Origin of the sequence: Arthrobacter sp. APC 3897, from assembly GCF_030407495.1 — a bacterium.
GTDB lineage: Bacteria > Actinomycetota > Actinomycetes > Actinomycetales > Micrococcaceae > Arthrobacter_B.
Window position 1 is genome coordinate 24,108 of record NZ_JASDDG010000013.1, and the last position, 17,515, is coordinate 41,622.

Genomic DNA, 17,515 nt, shown 5'->3' on the forward strand with positions numbered 1-17,515 from the left:
ACCGCCGGACCCGGCACGGACAGGACCGGACCGCCGGTCCCGATCATCTTTTCTCGAAAGGGCCAGTCAACGATGACCTCCACAGCCATAGACGTCCGGGTAGTCCCCAGCTACGTTCAGGATTCCTGGTGGACGCCGGACCGCTCCGAACTGACCGCCGCGGACCCGGCGGAAGTCCGCGACGCCAGCACGGGGAAAATTCTCGCGCTGGTCAGTACAGCGGGACTGGACCTGGCTGCCGCCGTCGAGCACGCCCGAGCTGTTGGCCGCAGGGAGCTGCAAAAGCTGACCTTCCACCAGCGTGCCCTCAAGCTCAAGGAGCTGGCCGCCTACCTCAACGCCCACCGGGACGAACTCTATGAGGTCTCGGCCCGCAGCGGCGCCACACGCGGCGACTCCCTGGTGGATATTGACGGCGGCATCGGCGTGCTGTTCACCTTCGGGTCCAAGGGCCGGCGTGAGCTGCCCAATTCCACCGTCCTGGTGGACGGCGCCGCGGAGTCACTGTCCCGTGACGGGTCCTTCCTTGGCGAACACATCTTTACGTCTCTGCCGGGAATCGCCGTGCAGATCAACGCCTTCAACTTCCCGGTCTGGGGCATGCTGGAAAAGCTCGCGCCGGCCTTCATTGCGGGCCTGCCCAGCATCGTCAAGCCGGCCACTCCCACCGGTTACCTGACCGCGGACGCCGTGAAGCTGATCATCGATTCCGGCATCCTGCCGGCCGGTTCCCTGCAGCTGATCTCCGGCTCAGCCCGGGACCTGCTCGATCACCTGGACTACCGCGACTACGTGTCCTTCACCGGTTCCGCCTCCACGGCCAAGCTGCTGAAGGCACACCCGAATGTTGCTGAGGGCGGGGTCCGCTTCACCTGTGAGACCGATTCGCTGAACGCCGCCATTCTCGGACCCGACGCCGTTCCCGGCACCCCGGAGTTCGATGCGTTCGTGAAGTCACTGGTTACCGAAATTACGGTCAAGGCAGGCCAGAAATGCACCAGCATCCGCCGTGCCATTGTGCCCGCTGAGCTGGTGGACGACGTCGTTGCCGCCGCAGGCCGGCGCATTGAAGAGCGCGTGGTGCTGGGTGATCCCCGCGCCGAGGGTGTCACCATGGGCGCCCTCGCATCCACCGAACAGCTCGAGGGAGTGCGCTCCTCCGTCCAAGCCCTGCTCGAGGCCGGAGCCGCGCTGGCCTACGGCTCCCTGGATGCGCCGGAGGTCCTCCGCGGCGACGGAAGCCGCGGTGTCGCCGAGGGCGGAGCCTTCCTTGCTCCGGTCCTGCTGACCTGGGCAGATGCCGGGGCCGAGGCGCTGCACTCGGTGGAAGCGTTTGGCCCGGTGGCCTCCGTCATTGGTTATGCGGACCTCGACGAGGCCGTCCGCCTGGCCGCGCGCGGGGGCGGGTCACTGGTGGCCACCGTGTGCACCAATGATCCGGGCACCGCCCGCGAACTGGCCCTGGGTATCGCCGGCCACCACGGCCGGGTGCTCCTGCTCAACCGCGAGGATGCCCGCAGCTCCACGGGCCACGGCTCGCCCGTGCCGCACCTGGTCCACGGCGGCCCCGGACGCGCCGGCGGCGGCGAAGAGCTCGGCGGCATGCGCGCGGTGCTGCACCACATGCAGCGCACCGCCGTCCAGGGTTCCCCGAACATGCTCACCGCCCTCACCGGCGTCTGGCACACGGGCGCGGACCGGAACTTCGACGGCGTCCATCCCTTCCGGAAGGACCTGTCGGAGCTGAACATCGGCGATGCCGTCCGCTCCGACCTGCGCGAAGTGACGCTTCAGGACATCACGGCGTTCGCCAACAGCACCGGGGACACCTTCTACGCACACACCAATCAGGCGGCCGCCGAGGCCAACCCCTTCTTCCCGGGCATCGTGGCGCACGGCTACCTGCTGCTTTCCTGGGCGGCCGGGCTGTTCGTGGAGCCGGCGCCGGGGCCGGTGCTTGCCAACTACGGCCTGGAAAACCTGCGGTTCATCACGCCGGTGGCTGCCGGTGATTCCATCCGCGTCACCCTCACGGCCAAGAAGATCACGCCGCGGGAAACCGACGAGTACGGCGAAGTTGCCTGGGACGCGCTGCTGACCAACCAGAACGACGACGTCGTGGCCACCTACGATGTCCTGACCCTGGTGGAGAAGAACCGCAGCGCCGGCTGATCCGGCCGCCAAAGGGCCGGCTGATCCGGCCGCCAAAGGGCCGGCGGACCGAAGAGGTCCGCCGGCCCTTTGGCGTGCGCGGGGTTGTTCAGGACCGCGAGTGCAAGCCGTCAAACATCATGGAGATGACGTCATCTGCCAGCTTGTCCGGGGAAATGGGCCCGCCGGGCTTGTACCAATCCACAATCGAGTTGATCGTGCCGAAAAGCAGGCGCGTGGTGGTACGCGGATCGATGTCGCTGCGCAGCGTTCCCTCGGTCCGTGCTGCGTCCACCAGCCTGGCCACCCGGTGGTCGAACTCGCGGCGCCGGGACAGCGCGTCGCGCTCAATCTCGGTGTTGCCGCGCAGGCGCAGCAGCAGCGTCACGAACGGCAGGCGTTCGGTGAGGACCTTGATGGTGCCGCGCAGTACAAACTCAAGCTGCTCATCCGCCGGGCCGGTGGAGGCACGGGCATCGTCCAGTACTGCCTCGAGCCCGCCGAGGGCGTTTTCAAGCGCAAGGCGCAGCAGATCACCCTTGGACGGCACATGGTGGTAGATCGCTGATTTGGTGATGCCCAGGTTGTCCGCCAGGATCCCCATCGAGGTTGCTTCATAGCCGTGCTTGTTGAAGACATCCACGGCAATAGCCAGGACCGACTGCTGATCATATCCGGGGCGGCCCCGGCGGTTGGCAATCGAGGCAGGGCCGGCTGCGGAGGAAGGCGTTGAAGGCATGGGTCCTATTTTCTCATGAACGTTCGGGCAGGGCAGGCTGCCCCGGGGCAGGCGTCCGGTCAGCCCTGGACCAGGCCCGCTTCCTTGGCCCGCAGGTCATAAATCCGGCGCAGTTTGCCGCTGGAGCGTGCCAGGGTGCCGGGCTCCGCCACCTGGACAGTGCAGGAGGACCCCACATGGATCTTGATTTGCGCACGCAGCTCCATGGCGGCATTCAGGCACTCGTCCGAGGACGAGCCTTCGCGCCGTTCAATTTTGACCGTGAGTTCATCCATGCGGTCCGGCCGGGTGATTTCCAGCTGGAAGTGCGGGCTCAGTGCGGGGATGCGCAGGGCAATCTCCTCAATCTGGCTGGGGAACAGGTTCACGCCGCGCAGGATGATCATGTCATCGCTGCGTCCGGTGATCCGTCCCATGCGGCGCATGCCCGGGCGTGCGGTTCCGGGCAGCAGCCGGGTGAGGTCATGCGTCCGGTAACGGATGATCGGCAGAGCTTCCTTGGTGAGGGAGGTGAAGACCAGCTCACCGGGTTCGCCGTCGTCCAGCACCCGGGTGTCATCGAAGGGGTCGATGATTTCGGGGCGGAAGTGGTCCTCCCAAATGTGAGTGCCGTCCTTGGACTCCACGCATTCCCCGGCAACGCCAGGCCCCATCACTTCGGACAGCCCGTAGATGTCACAGGCATCCAGGCCCATGGACACTTCCAGTTCATGGCGCATTTCCTCAGTCCAGGGCTCTGCTCCCAGAACGGCGTTCTTCAGGGATGTGGAGCGCGGATCGATGCCAGCGGCCCGCATCGCGTCGGCGATGGTGAGCAGATAGGTAGGGGTGCACAGGATGGTGTCCGGCTCGAAGTCCGTGATCAGCTGGATCTGCCGCTCGGTCTGCCCGCCGGACATCGGAATAACCGTGCAGCCGAGCTTCTCTGCGCCGGCGTGGGCACCCAGGCCCCCGGTAAAGAGGCCGTATCCGTAGGCGTTGTGGACCTTGTAGCCGGGTTTCACCCCGGAGGCCCGCAGGGACCGCGCCACCAGCGTGCTCCAGCGGTCCAGATCGCCCGCGGTGTAGCCGACGACGGTGGGCCGGCCGGTGGTGCCGGAGGAGGCATGGATTCTTGCCACCTGGTCCTGGGGCACGGCAAACATCCCGAACGGATAGGTCCGGCGGAGATCTTCCTTGGTGGTGTACGGGAACTTGGCCAGGTCCGAGAGCTCCCGAAGGTCCTCGGGGCGGACGCCCGCCTCGTCAAACTTCTGCGTGTACAGCGGCACGCGCTCGTAGGCGTACTTGACCGTGTGCTGGAGGCGGGTCAGCTGCAGGGCCTCAATCTCATCGCGGCTCATCCGCTCTTCGGGATCAAGTGATGCGGCATCTGCGGCAGTGGATTTGAGCAGTGCGGGGGAGTAAGTCATGGAAAGCCCTTTGGGTTGGAACGTCATCGTCGTGGAAAGAGCCGCGGCCCTGGAGGGGCGGTTAGCCGCGGGAGTGGAAAGCCGGATTGGGCACTGCCCGCGACCGGCCGCGGAACTCCGCGATCACCCGGCTGCCGCCGCCGGGGCCGGAAGCGGTGATCTCGACGTCGTAAACGCCGCTTCGTCCCGCGGAAGCCCGGTGGCTGGCCACGGCCCGCAGGGTCTCACCAGGCAGTGCGGAGGAAATGAAGGTGATGTCAGCGCCGGACGCGACGGTGATCAGTTCCATGTCCGAGACGCTGGTGCCGGCCGGATTGCAGGCGAGGGCAAAGGCGGTATCCGCCAGGGAGAAGACCATTCCGCCGTGGGCTATATGGAAGCCGTTCAGCATTTCGGGGCGCAGCACCATCTGGATGGTCGCCTCTCCGGGGGCCAGATGCTCCACCGTGAATCCAAGCCAGCGCCCGGCGGCGTCGTGTTCCAGGATCGGATGGTCCAGTCCGCGTTCCTGCACCTGAGCGGCTACGTCGATGTCAGCCATGAGACCCTCTCGCTTTATTTACCGAATGTTCATTAGGTAATCCTGTGGGCGAGGTCACTGTCAAGCCTGACGGCGTAATGCTTCGGCATTTGCCGGGGGCAGGGACACGGCACCGTGCCGTGCCGTAAGTTGAGGAGGTGATAGCTTTCGATGCCGCGGGCGCGGCCGGGGGTGCGGCCTGCGGGGCTGCATCAGCCGGTGCTTCCTGACTGGCTGGATCCGCAGGTCTTTCTGGCGGATCCGGCGCTGGGACCGTGGGTGGTACTGCTCATCTGCGGCATTGTCTTCGCCGAAACCGGACTGCTCGTGGGGTTCTTCCTCCCCGGTGACACACTCCTGTTTACCGCCGGCCTGCTGGTGGCTACCGGAACCGTGCACATCAATGTCTGGCTGCTGGGGGTGCTGATTGCCCTGTCGGCGTTCCTGGGGGACCAGCTGGGGTATTGGATCGGCCGGCGTGCCGGGCCTGCAGTGTTTTCCCGGCCCGAGTCGCGGATCTTCCACCGTGACAACGTGGACCGTGCCGAGGCGTTCTTTGCCCGGCACGGCGGTAAGGCCATCACCCTGGCCCGTTTCGTGGGCATCGTCCGGACCTTCACTCCGGTAGTGGCCGGGGTGGGCAGGATGCGTTACCCCGCCTACATGGCTTTCGGCTCCGCCGGCGCCCTGCTCTGGGGGGTGGGGCTGACGCTGCTGGGTTACGTGCTGGGGGACCGGTTCCCCTTTATCCGCGACCATCTGGACCTGATTGTGGTTAGCGTTGTCCTGCTGACCGTGACGACCATTCTGCTCACGCTGCTGAGGCAGAATCAAGCGGGCAGGCGGACGCCCGGGCAGCCGTTAAACCGGCCGGTGCCGGAGCCTGGCGACTGAACGCCCGGCTCCGGCACCGGAGGCCGCTACTTATCTCCGCTATTTGCCTGCGGTACCGGAAGCAGTTCCGTGGCTCCCAGGGCATCCAGCACAAACGCGTAATCCCAGGCCCGGTCCTTCCAGGCCTCGTAGCGGCCCGAGGCGCCTCCGTGCCCGCCGTCCATCTCGATCTTCATCACGATGGGCTCGGAGCCGGTGGTCACTTCGCGCAGCTTGGCCACCCATTTGGCCGGCTCCACGTACAGCACCCGGGTGTCATTGAAGCTGGTCACCGCGGCAATGCGGGGATAGTCCACGGCCCGGATGTTCTCGTACGGGGAGTATTCCTTCATGTACCGGTAGACCTCGGGGTCGGTGATCGGGTTGCCCCATTCCTCCCACTCCAGGGCCGAAAGCGGCAGCTCCGGATCGAGGATGGTGGTCAGCGCGTCCACGAAGGGAACCTGTGCCACGATTGCCCGGTATTTCTCGGGCGCCAGGTTGGCCACGGCGCCCATCAGGAGCCCGCCGGCCGAGCCGCCCATGGCAGCAATCCGTGACGGATCCACCCACCCGGAAGACGCCAGGTACTCGGTGGCGTCGACGAAGTCGGTGAAGGTGTTCTTCTTGTTCAGCTTCTTTCCCTGGTCATACCAGGCGCGTCCCATTTCGCCGCCGCCGCGGATATGCGCGACGACGAAGATGACGCCGCGGTCCAGCAGGGACAGCCGGGCAACGCTGAAGCCGGGATCCATACTGATTTCATAGCTTCCGTAGGCGTAAACCAGGGCGGGGTTGGTGCCGTCCTGCTGGACCTCTGCCCGGCGCAGCACGGACAGTGGAATCCGCGTGCCGTCCGCCGCGGTTGCCCAGGCCCGCTCCGCCACGTACTCGGACGGGTTGTAACCGCCCTTGACGGGGGTTTCCCTGCGCAGCTCCAGTTCGCCGGTGGCCAGCACGTAGTCGTAAACACGCGGCGGGGTCAGGTAGGAGGTGTAGCTGAGCCGGATAATCGGGGAGTCATACTCTGCATTGGCCAGGTTGGCCGTGTAGAGCTCCTCGTCAAAGGCGGGCTCCACGGGGTCGCCCTGGACTTCGGTCCCCAGTCCCTCCAGCGGAAGGATCTGTACCCGTTCGGTGGTGTCCTTGCGGACGGAAACAATGATGTGGGTTTTGGTGACGGCCGCGCCGTTGACGCGCACGGCGTCGTCGTGCGCCACCACGGTGTTCCAGTGCTGCTCGGCCAGCGGCAGCGCAAACTCCGTCTCCGCCACGAGCGAGAGCATGGAGTTCAGCGCGTCCTTGTTGTGGGTGATCAGGTAGTGGCGCTCGCCGGCGATGGTGACGGGTTCGGCCTCGTAGAGGATGCGCTCGCTGCGCGGAATCAGCGTGCGCACCTCGCCTGAGGGATCCTCGAAGTCCAGCACCCGGTACTCGGAGTATTCAGAGTTGCTGATGCCGATCAGCAGCTGCTTCCGGTCCGCGGAGAGGTCGAAGCCGGTCCACATGGCCACGTCATCCTCCTGGTAGATGACGACGTCGTCCTCCACGGCAGTGCCGAGGGTGTGCGCCTTGATCTGGTACGGGCGCCAGGAGTCATCCACCACTGTGTAGAACACCCGGCTGCCGTCGGGGGAGAAGGCGAGCGAGTAAAAGACGTTGGTGACTTCGTCCGGCAGCAGTTCGCCGGTGCGCAGGTCCTTGATCCGCAGGGTGAAGCGCTCGTCGCCGGCATTGTCCTGCGAGTAGGCCAGCAGGTTGCCGTCCTCGGTGACGGCCAGTCCGCCCAGGGCGAAGAACGGCTTGCCTTGGGCCTCGGCGTTGCCGTCGATGAGGATCTGCTCACCCGGAACCGGAACGCCGGGTTCGACGACGGGCGGAGTCCAGTCCGAGTCCAGGTCACCGGTGTCCTGGGCGGCGGTGCGGCAGTGGATGGAGTACTGCTTGCCCTCTTCGGTCCGGGAGTAATACCACCAGCCCTTCTTGCGGGCAGGTACGGACAGATCAGTTTCCTCGGTGCGGTTTTTGATCTCGTCAAAGATCTCCTGCCGCAGTTTTTCCTGGTCCGCCGTGACCTCTTCCATATAGGCGTTCTCGGCCTTCAGGTGTGCCACAACGTCGGGGTTTTCCTTTTCCCGCATCCACTCGTAGTCGTCAACGAAGGTATCTCCGTGGTGGCTGCGTTCGGTGGGAACCTTTGGGGCAACGGGAGGAGTGGCAGAAGTAGTCATGTCCCGAATATATCGACACCGTCCGGACGGGCGAAGAACCTCAGCGGCGTTTATGCTCGGGGCTTACCGGCCCCGAAGCCGGCTCAGCGCAGCAGGAACCAGGCTCCCATTGCGGCGGCTGCGAGGAACAGCATCCAGTTGCCCAGCACCTCCAGTACGGTCATGCCGAAAGACGGGTGCGGGGCCGTCTTCATCGGCTCCACTATCGGGTCATCGGTGACGCCCTTGCGGAACTGGCCCCAGAGTGAGGTGGAGAGCAGGATCAGGCCGCCGGTCAGGGCGGTGGGCAGTGCGGGAAGCGTGAAGAGCACCAGGTCCCGGGCAAGCACGCCGATCAGGACCTGAAGAGTGAAAATTATCATCATGGAGCCGGCGCCCCGCCACATGGGTCCCCGGACAAAGAAGCCCAGAAGCAGGGGTGCGCAGGCCGCGAGGGCCAGCCCGGTCAATGCGATGAGCAGGCCGGGGAGGGTTACCTGGACGCTGCCGTCCGTGGAACTCACTGCTGCGGCCACGGCGGAGAATCCCAGCAATCCGAGGCAGGTAGGCACCAGCAGGGCGGCTATGCCTGTGCGGGTCTGCGGGGAGCGCGGCAGATCCAGGCTTTCCGCGTAGGCCCGTGCGGGGCCGAACACTTCGCCGGGGGTGCCGCCGGAGTCCGCAAGGAACTCGCGGGCGGAGGCAACGGCGTCCCCGATGACGTCCCCGGGAACGTCCTGCAACCGCAGTTCGAGCACAAAGTCGTCAAACCAGCGCTTAGCGGCCCTGTCGGTGCGGTTTGGTCTGGGGATGTTCCGGCTGTCACGGGTTTCCACGGGTGCTCCTGTCGGGGGTCTCGGTGCTGCGTCCTTGAAGGTCGAGGAATTGGCCGACCGTGCTGCTGAAGCGCGCCCACAGTTGACGCTGATCCTGAAGTTCCCGCTGCCCGGCAGGGGTAAGGGAAAAGTATTTTCTCCCCGGACCGCCGTCCCCGGCCTGCCATGAAGCGGTCACCCAGCCTGCGGCCTCAAACCGGGTGAGCAGGGGGTACAGGGTGCCCCCCTTGACCGTGCCGAAGCCCTGCTCCTCCAAATCGGAGGCGATGGCGTAGCCGTACGTGGCACCGCCGTCGAGCGCCTTCAGCACGCACAGGCTGAGCGTTGCCCGCATCCAGTCGCTGGGCCAGGAAATGTTTTGCACGGCTAGATACTCTCATGGACTAGTTTGGCTGTCTATCTAGTGAGCAATCTTGACGTGAAGTGAATCACGCATATATCCTGACCGAACGGTCGGTAAATACCTTTGCGCTTTGCAGCCGGCTCCTTTATCGCACAGTGAGGTGACAGTTATGTCGTTGCATACCGACGCTTCCCCCGGACTGCAGGCCGTTCCGGCCGAAGCAGAGAGTGTCCCCGATGGGGCACAGGCTCACTTTGAGCAGCTCCTGGCAGAAGATTCGCGGATTGAACCGCGCGACTGGATGCCGGAGGCTTACCGCAAGACGCTGGTCCGCCAGATTTCGCAGCATGCCCATTCCGAGATCATCGGCATGCAGCCCGAGGCAAACTGGATCACCCGGGCGCCCTCACTCAAGCGCAAGTCCATCCTCATGGCCAAGGTCCAGGATGAGGCCGGTCACGGACTCTACCTCTACTCCGCCGCTGAGACGCTGGGCACGCCGCGCGAGAAAATGACCGAGGACCTGATTGCCGGCAAAGCCCGGTACTCCAGCATCTTCAACTACCCCACCCTCAGCTGGGCGGACATGGGCGCCATCGGCTGGCTGGTGGACGGCGCCGCCATCTGCAACCAGGTTCCCCTCTGCCGCGCGTCCTACGGGCCCTATGGGCGTGCGATGGTGCGCGTCTGCAAGGAAGAGTCCTTCCACCAGCGGCAGGGATTCGAGATCCTGTTGGAGCTGGCGAACGGCACCGGGGCGCAGCGCGGGATGGCGCAGGATGCCATCAACCGCTGGTACGCCCCGTCGCTGATGATGTTCGGCCCGCCGGATGACGATTCGCCCAACTCCAAGCAGTCCATGGCCTGGAATATCAAGCGCTTCTCCAACGACGAACTGCGCTCCCGTTTTGTGGGGATGATCGTCGAGCAGGTCAAGGTCCTGGGACTGACCCTGCCGGATGACTCGATCCGCTTCAACGAGGACAAGCAGCAGTGGGAGCACGGTCCCCTGGACTGGAACGAGTTCAAGGAAGTCCTCGCCGGACGCGGGCCCTGCAATGCGCAGCGCCTGGCCCGCCGCCGCGAGGCACACGAAGACGGCGCCTGGGTGCGCGAAGCAGCAGCCGCGTATGCAGCAAAGCAGGCAGCGGCTCAGAAGACAGAGGTGGCTTAGATCATGGTTTCCGGTTCAACAACGGGCGACGACGGCTCCAAGCCGGCGGGCACGCAGACTTCCGCCGAGCCGGAGACCGCGGCCGGTGCCGCGGCACTGGGGTCGGCCTGGCCGCTCTGGGAAGTTTTTGTGCGTTCCTCCCGCGGCCTGTCCCACGTCCACGCCGGGTCGCTGCACGCACCCGACGCCCAGATGGCGGTCCGCAATGCCCGCGACCTCTACACCCGCCGCAACGAGGGTGTCTCGCTCTGGGTAGTGCCGGCGTCGGCCATTGTTGCCTCCGACCCTGACGCCAAGGGGCAGTTCTTCGAATCCCCGCAGGGCAAGGACTACCGGCACGCCACGTATTACACCAAGTCCGAAGGGGTGAAGCACCTGTGAGCTCGGACAGCGCCACCCGCATCACGCCCGGCAACGCCCTGCGCCCGGAGGATATTGTCGCCGCGGGCAACAAGGCTCCCGCCGACGTCGCCGAGTACGCCCTGCGCCTCGGCGACGACTCGCTGATCCTGGCCCAGCGGCTGGGCTGGTGGATTTCCCGCGCGCCGGAACTGGAGGAGGACGTGGCCCTGGGCAACATCGCCCTGGACCTGCTGGGGCACGCCCGCTCCTTCCTCAGCTACGCCGGTTCCGCGTCCAGCCGGACCGAAGATGACCTGGCGTACTGGCGGCGTGAAGGCGAATTCCGGTCCGCGCACCTGTTTGAACAGCCCAACGGCGACTTTGGCCGGACGATCGCCCGCCAGCTGGTGGTGTCCTTCTATCAGTACGAGCTGTACACCGCGCTGATGTCCTCCACTGATTCCACGCTGGCCGCGATTGCCGCCAAAGCCGTCAAGGAAGTGGATTACCACCGGGACCACAGCGCCCAGTGGGTGCTGCGCCTGGCCGGCGGCACCGAGGAATCCCGGCGCCGCATCACACGTGCGCTGGAACTGACCTGGCCTTATGCCGGCGAGCTGTTTGAGGATGACGAGCTGGCCGTTTCCCTGGCTGCAGCGGGAGCGGCAGTGCTGCCGTCCTCCCTGCGGGAGAGGTTCGACGCCGGCGTCGGCGCCGTTCTGAGTGAAGCTGAGCTTGAGGTTCCGCAGGTTCCGGCCGCTCCCGGCGGCGGACGGCGCGGCAGGCACAGCGAGCACCTGGGGTATCTGCTGGCCGAGATGCAGGTCCTGGCCCGCGAGCATCCCGGCGCCAGCTGGTAAGCGGTCATGACCGAGACCGAGGATGCCGCTGCAGCCGGCGCCGAAACGCTCCGTCCTGCCGATCCGGCGGCCGCCCGTGCCTGGGATATCGCCGCCACGGTCTGCGACCCGGAGATTCCCGTGCTCACCATCGAGGACCTCGGTGTGCTGCGGGCGGTTGAACCAACCGGAGAAGGCGCGGTGGCAGTCACCATCACGCCCACCTACTCCGGCTGCCCGGCCATGGATGCCATCCGCCAGGACGTGACGGCGGCTTTGAATGCTGCCGGTTACGAGCAGGTCCGGGTGGACCTGGTGCTCGCCCCGGCCTGGACCACTGACTGGATGAGTGAGGCAGGCAAAGCCAAGCTCAACGCCTACGGCATCGCCCCGCCCACGGGCAAAGCCTCGGCCGGGCCGGTTCGGCTCGGCCTGAGCGTGAAGTGCCCGCAGTGCTCCTCCCTCAACACCCGCGAAATGACCCGCTTCGGCTCCACCTCCTGCAAGGCGCTCTATGTCTGCCAGGACTGCCGCGAACCCTTCGACTACTTCAAGGTGCTCTAACCCATGACTACATCCGTTCCCGCCGAGACGGCCCTCGAGCCGGGCGCAGCGTCTGCTGCCGCGTCATCGTCGGCCGTGCCGACCCGCCGCACCTCGTTCCACCCCCTGACCGTCGCTGAAGTCCGGCGCCTGACCGAAGACGCCATTGAGGTCACCTTCGCGGTGCCCGAGGCTCTGGAAGGCTCCTTTGACTATCTGCCCGGCCAGTACGTTGCCCTGCGCACCACGCTGGAGGGCCAGGAGATCCGCCGCAGCTACTCCATCTGTGCCGAGCCGCGGCCCGGTGAGATTCGGGTTGCGATCAAGCGTGACCTGGGCGGGCTGTTCTCCAGCTGGGCCAACGAATTCCTGAAAGCCGGCGATGTGCTGGACGTCATGAGCCCCTCCGGCGGCTTCATCTCCAAGCATCCGATGAACGGGCTGAACCACCCCGAGGACATTGACCTCAGCAGCGAGGACGTCTTCGTGGCGGTGGCCGCCGGCTCCGGCATTACTCCGGTAATCTCCATCGCCCGGACCGTGCTGGCAGCCTCGGAGACCGTGCGGTTTGACCTGGTCTACGCGAACAGGGCCGCCATGGACGTCATGTTCCTGGAAGAGCTGGCGGACCTGAAGGACCGGTACCCGGCCCGGTTCGCCCTGCACCACGTGCTCTCCCGTGAACAGCGCATCTCACCGCTGCTCACCGGCCGGATCGACGCCGAGAAACTGTCTGCCCTCATCGACTCCGTGCTGCCCACCCGCAACGTGGACGAGTGGTTCCTCTGCGGCCCCTTCGACCTGGTGCAGATGTGCCGCGACACACTCGCGGACCGCGGGGTCGAGGCCGAGAAAATCCGCTTCGAGCTCTTCACCACCGGCCAGCCCAACCGTCCGGAGGGGCAGGCAGGCCGGCCGGTCGTCGCCGAGACCGGCGGCGAAACGTACGACATCACGTTCCGGCTGGACGGGCTGCAGGGCAAGGTGGCCAGCCCCACCCATGCCCGCGAAACCATCCTCAACGCCGCGCTGCGCGTCCGTCCGGATGTTCCGTTCGCCTGCGCCGGCGGCGTCTGCGGCACCTGCCGGGCCAAGCTGGTCACCGGCACGGTGGAAATGGAAGAAAACTACGCCCTGGAACCGGACGAGCTGGAAAAGGGCTACATCCTCACCTGCCAGTCGCGGCCCACGAGCGCCGACGTCACCGTCGACTACGACGCCTAGTCCTGAAGGAACGGAGTACCCCTTGATTGAGCTGAGCGTCGACAACGGCATTGCCGAAATAGTCCTCAACGCACCGAAGAAACTCAACTCCCTGGACGAGGCGGCGCTGGCCGAGCTCTCCAAGGCATACGACGACGCCGAAGCCGCCGGGGTGCGGGCACTGCTGCTGCGCGGGGAGGGCCGGGCCTTCTGCGCCGGACGTGACATTTCCGCCGTCGACCCCGCCAGCGATGACGCCTACGCCTATCTGGGGGAGCTGGTGACTCCGCTGCTGAAGAAGATGGCTGCCTTCCCTGCTCCGACGTTCGCCGCTGCGCAGGGTGCCTGCCTGGGTGTCGGACTCGGCCTGCTCGTGGCCACCGACGTTGTGTATGTGGCCGACAATGCCAAGATCGGCTCGCCGTTCGCCAATCTGGGAGCCACCCTGGATTCCGGCGGGCACTGGCTGTTCACCGAGCGGCTTGGTGCCCATCGGACGCTGGACCTCATCTACACGGCGGACCTGATGAGCGGTGCCGAGGCTGTGGCCGCCGGTTTGTTCAGCCGTGCCTTCCCTGCCGATGAACTCCTCGACTCCACCCGGACCATTGTGGAGCGTGTAGCGAGCGGCGCAACGGGAGCGTTCCGGGCCTCCAAGGAGCTGGTGGCGCAGATCCGGGACTCCCGGGTGGGACTGTGGACTGCCATGGAGGCCGAGAACACCGCCCAGGGTGAGCTCTGCCGGACCAGGGACTATGCCGAGGGATTCTCCGCGTTCATCGACAAGCGCAAGCCCGTTTTCGAGGGGTAGGCACGGCGCTGGGCCAGTTGTTCTGTCCTTCGTGCAGATAAGGGGATTACGCGGAATCTCTCGCGCAGATACCGGGCCCAAGAGGGTTCCAACCGCGAGTTTGGGCCCGGTATGTGCACGAAGGATCGGACCGGACTGTGCATCGGGCCGGCACCCCGGGAAACGTATTCGACAACCCGTAGAAATCCGGGGAGAATGTCAGCAGCCGGGCCGAGTATCCGCTCACCCGGCCCGACGAGACTCCGGGAGGGAATATGAGCACGCGCACCGCACGCCTGGTGCGCGGCTGGGCCGCAGCTTTGTCGGCCACGGCCGTCGCTGCAGCCTCCCACGTCCTTGCCGGCGGCCTCATTCCGAATCCGTTCATTGTGCTGTTTGCCTTGGCTCTGTCCGCCATGGTGTCTTGTGCCCTCGCCGGACGCGCCCTGTCACTGCCGCGAACCTCCGCCGCGGTGCTGGCCAGCCAAGGTATCTTCCATCTGCTTTTTTCCGTCGGCGGCGCGGGCACCGATTCCGGTGCCTCCAGTAATTCCGCTGCCGGTGCGAGCGCGGTTGGCCATGCAGGGCACGCCGGGCATCTGGAACCGGCAGCATTGGCCGCGCAGCTTGCGGACCCCGGAACGGCTGCCTCCGTAAGCGCGTCGGGTCATTCTTCGGCTGTGATGTGGCTCGGCCACCTGATCGCCGCCGCGGCAACTGTACTGCTCATCCGCAAAGGGGAAGCAGCGCTGCTGCGGCTCAAGGCAACCATGCGCCTGTCCATCGCGGACATGCTGCCGCTGATCCTCCCGCTCCCGCTGGGACCGCGGATTCCCAAGCTTTCCACCCTGATCCCTGCTGAGCCGCTGCGGAACCTCGGTGTTCCACTGCTGGTGATGAGGCACCGGGGTCCGCCGGCCGCTGCTGTGTCCTTCTAGGCCCGCGCACCTCCGCGCCGAGCCTTACTCCCAGCAGCCGCCGGTAACGAAACCGGCGCAGAAAGCAGTCATGCCCCCGCTCTCCTCAACACCCTTCTCGTCCCGGCTCAATTCGGCCCCAGGCTCCCGCAGTGCTGTGTCCCGCCGCCTGTTTGCTTTCCGTGCGTTCCTGCTGGGTGCGCTCCTGCTCGCAGGGTCCGGCGCAGCACTGACAGCCGCACCGGCAGCACTGGCCCATGATGAACTCGTTTCCTCCACTCCGGCGGACGGCGCCGTCCTGGCAGAAGCTCCGGCGGAACTCGAACTGGTCTTCAGCTCCGCACTCATGGACATCGGCAACAAAGTGATCGTTGCCGATGCAGCCGGAACCAACCTGGCCGAGTCCGAACCCGTGCTCAACCGCGAAACCCTGGTTCAGGCGCTGCCGGCGCTACGATGCTAAAGCTGAAGGTTCCGAGCCCGCAGCAACGGAGGAGTCCGCGGCAACACATGTGCCCTGGGCCCTTGGCGGCGCGGCCGTAGGGGCCATCGTTGCCCTTGCGGTTTGGGCTGCGGCAGCGCAGATGAAGAAGCGCCGCCGCGGAGCAGGCTCCTAGCCGCTTCGCCGGACCGGGGTGCCGGGACGAAGGCACCCCGGTCCGTTTAGCGCAGCCGCAGGTTTTGCGCACCTTTAGCGACCCTTTCCACGCGGGCCCCTGAGCGCGCCCGCGCACTGAACCTTTTGGAGTACCCAAAAATGAAGAAACTCACCTTCGCAGCCGCAGTCCTGGCTCTCTCCGCCGCCGGGCTCGCCGGCTGCGCCGCGGACACCTCCGCACCCGCCACTTCCGCTGACACTGCTGCCGAACAGGCCCAGCACCTCACCGTCAGCGGAGCGTGGGCCAAGGCCGCCGGCGCCGGGGGCATGACCGGAGCTTTTGGCGCGCTGGAAAACTCCGGCGACGAAGACATCACTGTGGTGGCCGCAGAGTCACCCGCCGCCGCAACGGTGGAGCTCCACGAGACGGCAGCGGGCCCCGACGGTGCCATGGCCATGCAGGAAATTGAAGGCGGCTTCATGGTTCCTGCAGGCGGGGAATATGTCCTTGAACCCGGTGCAAGCCACTTCATGCTCATGGGCCTGAAAGCTGACCTGCCGGCAGGCGAAACGCTGGCCATCACACTGGAACTCGGCGACGGCAGCACCCTGGAGATGGAAGCCATGGCCAAGGACTTTGCCGGCGCCAACGAAAACTACGGGCCGGATGCTTCCCATGATGCAGACACCGGTCACGGCAGCGAAGAATCTTCCACGGATCACTGATGAATCAGGAAAAACCCCAGGGCGTTGGCCGCCGTCGTCTGCTGTTCGGGGGAGCAGCCGCCGGTCTGGGGGCTGTTGCGGCAGCCGGCGCACAATGGGTGGGAAACAGCTCAGGCTCCGAGCCGGACCTGGCCCGCACCGGGTTGGACGAAAGCGGTGCCAACGGATCCCGGACGGTCCCTTTCTACGGCCGGCACCAGGCGGGGATCGCCACCGAGCCGCAGACACATGCGGTGTTCGTTGCCCTGAACCTCCGGCCCGAGGCAGACCGTGACCGGATCCGCTCCTGGCTCCGCCTGCTCAGCGACGACGCCGCGGCGCTGACCCAGGGCCGGCCCGCCCTGGCGGATACGGAAGCGGAGCTGGCGGTTCGTCCCGCCCGGCTGAGCGTGACGTTTGGATTTGGCCCGGGCCTTGTCCAAGCTGTTGCGCCGCAGTTGGCGCCGCCATGGCTGGCTCCGCTGCCCGGCTTCGGCATCGACGCCCTGCAGGAGCGCTGGAACGGGGGAGACCTGCTGCTGCAGATCTGCGCCGATGATCCGCTGACCGTGGCCCATGCCCAGCGGATGCTGCTGAAGGACAGCCGGGCGTTCGCCGCCGTGCGGTGGATCCAGTCCGGATTCCGCCGTTCCTACGGCAGCGAGCAAAGCGGCACCACCATGCGGAACCTGTTCGGCCAGGTGGACGGCTCGGCCAACCCGGTTCCCGGCACGGCAGAGTTTGACCGGGTGGTGTGGGGGGATGCTGAAATCCCGGCGTGGCTCGACGGCGGCACCTCCATGGTTGTCCGGCGGATCGCCATGAACCTGGACACCTGGGATGAACTGGACCGGCACGGCCGCGAGGAATCCGTAGGCCGCACCCTGGCCACCGGCGCGCCGCTCACCGGTTCCGCCGAGCACGACGACCCAGATTTTGAAGCGGTCACCGCGCTCGGTTTCCCGGTGATTCCCGATTACTCGCATATGCGCCGGGCCCGGCCGGACAATCCCCGGCAACGGATCCTGCGGCGCTCGTACAACTACGACGACGCCCCGGAGCCCGGCGGGCCGGCCTCCAATGCGGGTCAGATTTTTGTCTCCTTCCAGGCGGACGTTCGCGCTCAGTTCCTCCCGATTCAGGAACGCCTGGACAAACTGGACTTGCTCAACGAATGGACGACGCCGATTGGTTCGGCCGTGTTCGCCGTTCCGCCGGGCGCCCGGGAAGGCGGTTTTGTGGGTGAGGTGCTCTTCGGCTGAGCGTCCGCCTCGAAGGGCGGGGTTGTCCCACTGCTGCACCGGAGACTAGGTTGGAACG

General features: G+C 66.1%; 18 protein-coding genes. 12 read left to right on the plus strand and 6 right to left on the minus strand.

Annotation, left to right across the window (positions count from 1 at the left end; translation table 11 throughout):
* Positions 1–72 precede the first annotated feature (72 nt).
* Positions 73–2,172 (plus strand): phenylacetic acid degradation bifunctional protein PaaZ, encoded by a 2,100-nt coding sequence (gene paaZ, locus QMA10_RS08015; protein ID WP_290167364.1) that lies wholly within the window; start codon positions 73–75, stop codon positions 2,170–2,172.
* An 88-nt stretch (positions 2,173–2,260) separates the two neighbouring features.
* On the opposite strand, the gene QMA10_RS08020 is transcribed toward paaZ, so the two are convergent.
* The 3 genes from QMA10_RS08020 to QMA10_RS08030 all read right to left on the minus strand — a co-directional run bounded on the left by QMA10_RS08020 (position 2,261) and on the right by QMA10_RS08030 (position 4,843).
* A complete protein-coding gene (locus tag QMA10_RS08020) occupies positions 2,261–2,890 on the minus strand; it encodes a TetR/AcrR family transcriptional regulator (protein WP_290167366.1) in 630 nt (209 codons plus the stop codon).
* Between the two features lie 59 nt (positions 2,891–2,949).
* Entirely contained in the window at positions 2,950–4,302 is a 1,353-nt protein-coding gene (gene paaK, locus QMA10_RS08025) for a phenylacetate--CoA ligase PaaK (protein ID WP_290167367.1), read from the minus strand.
* Between the two features lie 61 nt (positions 4,303–4,363).
* Positions 4,364–4,843, minus strand: coding sequence for a hotdog fold thioesterase (locus tag QMA10_RS08030; protein WP_290167368.1), 480 nt, complete (start codon positions 4,841–4,843; stop codon positions 4,364–4,366).
* Between the two features lie 198 nt (positions 4,844–5,041).
* Between QMA10_RS08030 and QMA10_RS08035 the strand changes: the two genes are divergently transcribed.
* On the plus strand, positions 5,042–5,716 hold the full coding sequence (locus QMA10_RS08035; RefSeq protein ID WP_290167369.1) for a VTT domain-containing protein: 675 nt from the start codon (positions 5,042–5,044) through the stop codon (positions 5,714–5,716).
* A 26-nt stretch (positions 5,717–5,742) separates the two neighbouring features.
* Here QMA10_RS08035 and QMA10_RS08040 read toward each other — a convergent pair whose 3' ends face one another.
* The 3 genes from QMA10_RS08040 to QMA10_RS08050 all read right to left on the minus strand — a co-directional run bounded on the left by QMA10_RS08040 (position 5,743) and on the right by QMA10_RS08050 (position 9,075).
* Positions 5,743–7,926, minus strand: a complete 2,184-nt coding sequence (locus tag QMA10_RS08040) for a S9 family peptidase (RefSeq protein WP_290167370.1) — start codon at positions 7,924–7,926, stop codon at positions 5,743–5,745.
* An 83-nt stretch (positions 7,927–8,009) separates the two neighbouring features.
* Positions 8,010–8,741 (minus strand): hypothetical protein, encoded by a 732-nt coding sequence (locus tag QMA10_RS08045; RefSeq protein WP_290167371.1) that lies wholly within the window; start codon positions 8,739–8,741, stop codon positions 8,010–8,012.
* On the minus strand, positions 8,728–9,075 hold the full coding sequence (locus QMA10_RS08050) for a PadR family transcriptional regulator (protein ID WP_290167445.1): 348 nt from the start codon (positions 9,073–9,075) through the stop codon (positions 8,728–8,730). The genes QMA10_RS08045 and QMA10_RS08050 overlap by 14 nt, the downstream gene beginning before the upstream one ends.
* A 178-nt stretch (positions 9,076–9,253) precedes the next feature.
* Between QMA10_RS08050 and paaA the strand changes: the two genes are divergently transcribed.
* The 10 genes from paaA (at position 9,254) to QMA10_RS08100 (ending at position 17,457) form a co-directional block, all read left to right on the plus strand.
* On the plus strand, positions 9,254–10,258 hold the full coding sequence (gene paaA, locus QMA10_RS08055) for a 1,2-phenylacetyl-CoA epoxidase subunit PaaA (RefSeq protein ID WP_290167372.1): 1,005 nt from the start codon (positions 9,254–9,256) through the stop codon (positions 10,256–10,258).
* A gap of 3 nt (positions 10,259–10,261) precedes the next feature.
* A complete protein-coding gene (gene paaB, locus QMA10_RS08060; RefSeq protein WP_290167373.1) occupies positions 10,262–10,639 on the plus strand; it encodes a 1,2-phenylacetyl-CoA epoxidase subunit PaaB in 378 nt (125 codons plus the stop codon).
* Positions 10,636–11,460, plus strand: coding sequence for a 1,2-phenylacetyl-CoA epoxidase subunit PaaC (gene paaC, locus QMA10_RS08065; RefSeq protein WP_290167375.1), 825 nt, complete (start codon positions 10,636–10,638; stop codon positions 11,458–11,460). The genes paaB and paaC overlap by 4 nt, the downstream gene beginning before the upstream one ends.
* Before the next feature lie 6 nt (positions 11,461–11,466).
* Positions 11,467–12,003, plus strand: a complete 537-nt coding sequence (paaD, locus tag QMA10_RS08070) for a 1,2-phenylacetyl-CoA epoxidase subunit PaaD (RefSeq protein WP_290167376.1) — start codon at positions 11,467–11,469, stop codon at positions 12,001–12,003.
* Positions 12,004–12,006: 3 nt separating this feature from the next.
* Complete coding sequence (gene paaE, locus QMA10_RS08075) at positions 12,007–13,206, plus strand: 1,2-phenylacetyl-CoA epoxidase subunit PaaE (protein WP_290167377.1); 1,200 nt, start codon at positions 12,007–12,009, stop codon at positions 13,204–13,206.
* A 22-nt stretch (positions 13,207–13,228) separates the two neighbouring features.
* Positions 13,229–13,996 carry an enoyl-CoA hydratase/isomerase family protein gene (locus QMA10_RS08080; RefSeq protein WP_290167378.1) on the plus strand — a complete coding sequence of 256 codons (768 nt, stop codon included), beginning with the start codon at positions 13,229–13,231 and terminating at the stop codon, positions 13,994–13,996.
* A gap of 254 nt (positions 13,997–14,250) precedes the next feature.
* Complete coding sequence (locus QMA10_RS08085) at positions 14,251–14,913, plus strand: hypothetical protein (protein WP_290167379.1); 663 nt, start codon at positions 14,251–14,253, stop codon at positions 14,911–14,913.
* 70 nt (positions 14,914–14,983) lie between these two features.
* Complete coding sequence (locus QMA10_RS08090) at positions 14,984–15,355, plus strand: copper resistance CopC family protein (RefSeq protein ID WP_290167380.1); 372 nt, start codon at positions 14,984–14,986, stop codon at positions 15,353–15,355.
* Between the two features lie 294 nt (positions 15,356–15,649).
* Positions 15,650–16,216, plus strand: coding sequence for a copper chaperone PCu(A)C (locus QMA10_RS08095; RefSeq protein ID WP_290167381.1), 567 nt, complete (start codon positions 15,650–15,652; stop codon positions 16,214–16,216).
* Entirely contained in the window at positions 16,216–17,457 is a 1,242-nt protein-coding gene (locus tag QMA10_RS08100) for a Dyp-type peroxidase (RefSeq protein ID WP_290167382.1), read from the plus strand. Before QMA10_RS08095 ends, QMA10_RS08100 begins: the two co-directional genes overlap by 1 nt.
* Positions 17,458–17,515 lie beyond the last annotated feature (58 nt).

What these genes read in the sequence shown, in the direction of transcription:
- paaZ (WP_290167364.1), top strand. Translation starts at nt 73, where the DNA reads ATGACCTCCACAGCCATAGACGTCCGGGTAGTCCCCAGCTACGTTCAG.
- QMA10_RS08020 (WP_290167366.1), bottom strand. Translation starts at nt 2,890, where the DNA reads ATGCCTTCAACGCCTTCCTCCGCAGCCGGCCCTGCCTCGATTGCCAAC.
- paaK (WP_290167367.1), bottom strand. Translation starts at nt 4,302, where the DNA reads ATGACTTACTCCCCCGCACTGCTCAAATCCACTGCCGCAGATGCCGCA.
- QMA10_RS08030 (WP_290167368.1), bottom strand. Translation starts at nt 4,843, where the DNA reads ATGGCTGACATCGACGTAGCCGCTCAGGTGCAGGAACGCGGACTGGAC.
- QMA10_RS08040 (WP_290167370.1), bottom strand. Translation starts at nt 7,926, where the DNA reads ATGACTACTTCTGCCACTCCTCCCGTTGCCCCAAAGGTTCCCACCGAA.
- QMA10_RS08050 (WP_290167445.1), bottom strand. Translation starts at nt 9,075, where the DNA reads ATGCGGGCAACGCTCAGCCTGTGCGTGCTGAAGGCGCTCGACGGCGGT.
- paaA (WP_290167372.1), top strand. Translation starts at nt 9,254, where the DNA reads ATGTCGTTGCATACCGACGCTTCCCCCGGACTGCAGGCCGTTCCGGCC.
- paaB (WP_290167373.1), top strand. Translation starts at nt 10,262, where the DNA reads ATGGTTTCCGGTTCAACAACGGGCGACGACGGCTCCAAGCCGGCGGGC.
- paaD (WP_290167376.1), top strand. Translation starts at nt 11,467, where the DNA reads ATGACCGAGACCGAGGATGCCGCTGCAGCCGGCGCCGAAACGCTCCGT.
- paaE (WP_290167377.1), top strand. Translation starts at nt 12,007, where the DNA reads ATGACTACATCCGTTCCCGCCGAGACGGCCCTCGAGCCGGGCGCAGCG.
- QMA10_RS08085 (WP_290167379.1), top strand. Translation starts at nt 14,251, where the DNA reads ATGAGCACGCGCACCGCACGCCTGGTGCGCGGCTGGGCCGCAGCTTTG.
- QMA10_RS08090 (WP_290167380.1), top strand. Translation starts at nt 14,984, where the DNA reads ATGCCCCCGCTCTCCTCAACACCCTTCTCGTCCCGGCTCAATTCGGCC.
- QMA10_RS08095 (WP_290167381.1), top strand. Translation starts at nt 15,650, where the DNA reads ATGAAGAAACTCACCTTCGCAGCCGCAGTCCTGGCTCTCTCCGCCGCC.
- QMA10_RS08100 (WP_290167382.1), top strand. Translation starts at nt 16,216, where the DNA reads ATGAATCAGGAAAAACCCCAGGGCGTTGGCCGCCGTCGTCTGCTGTTC.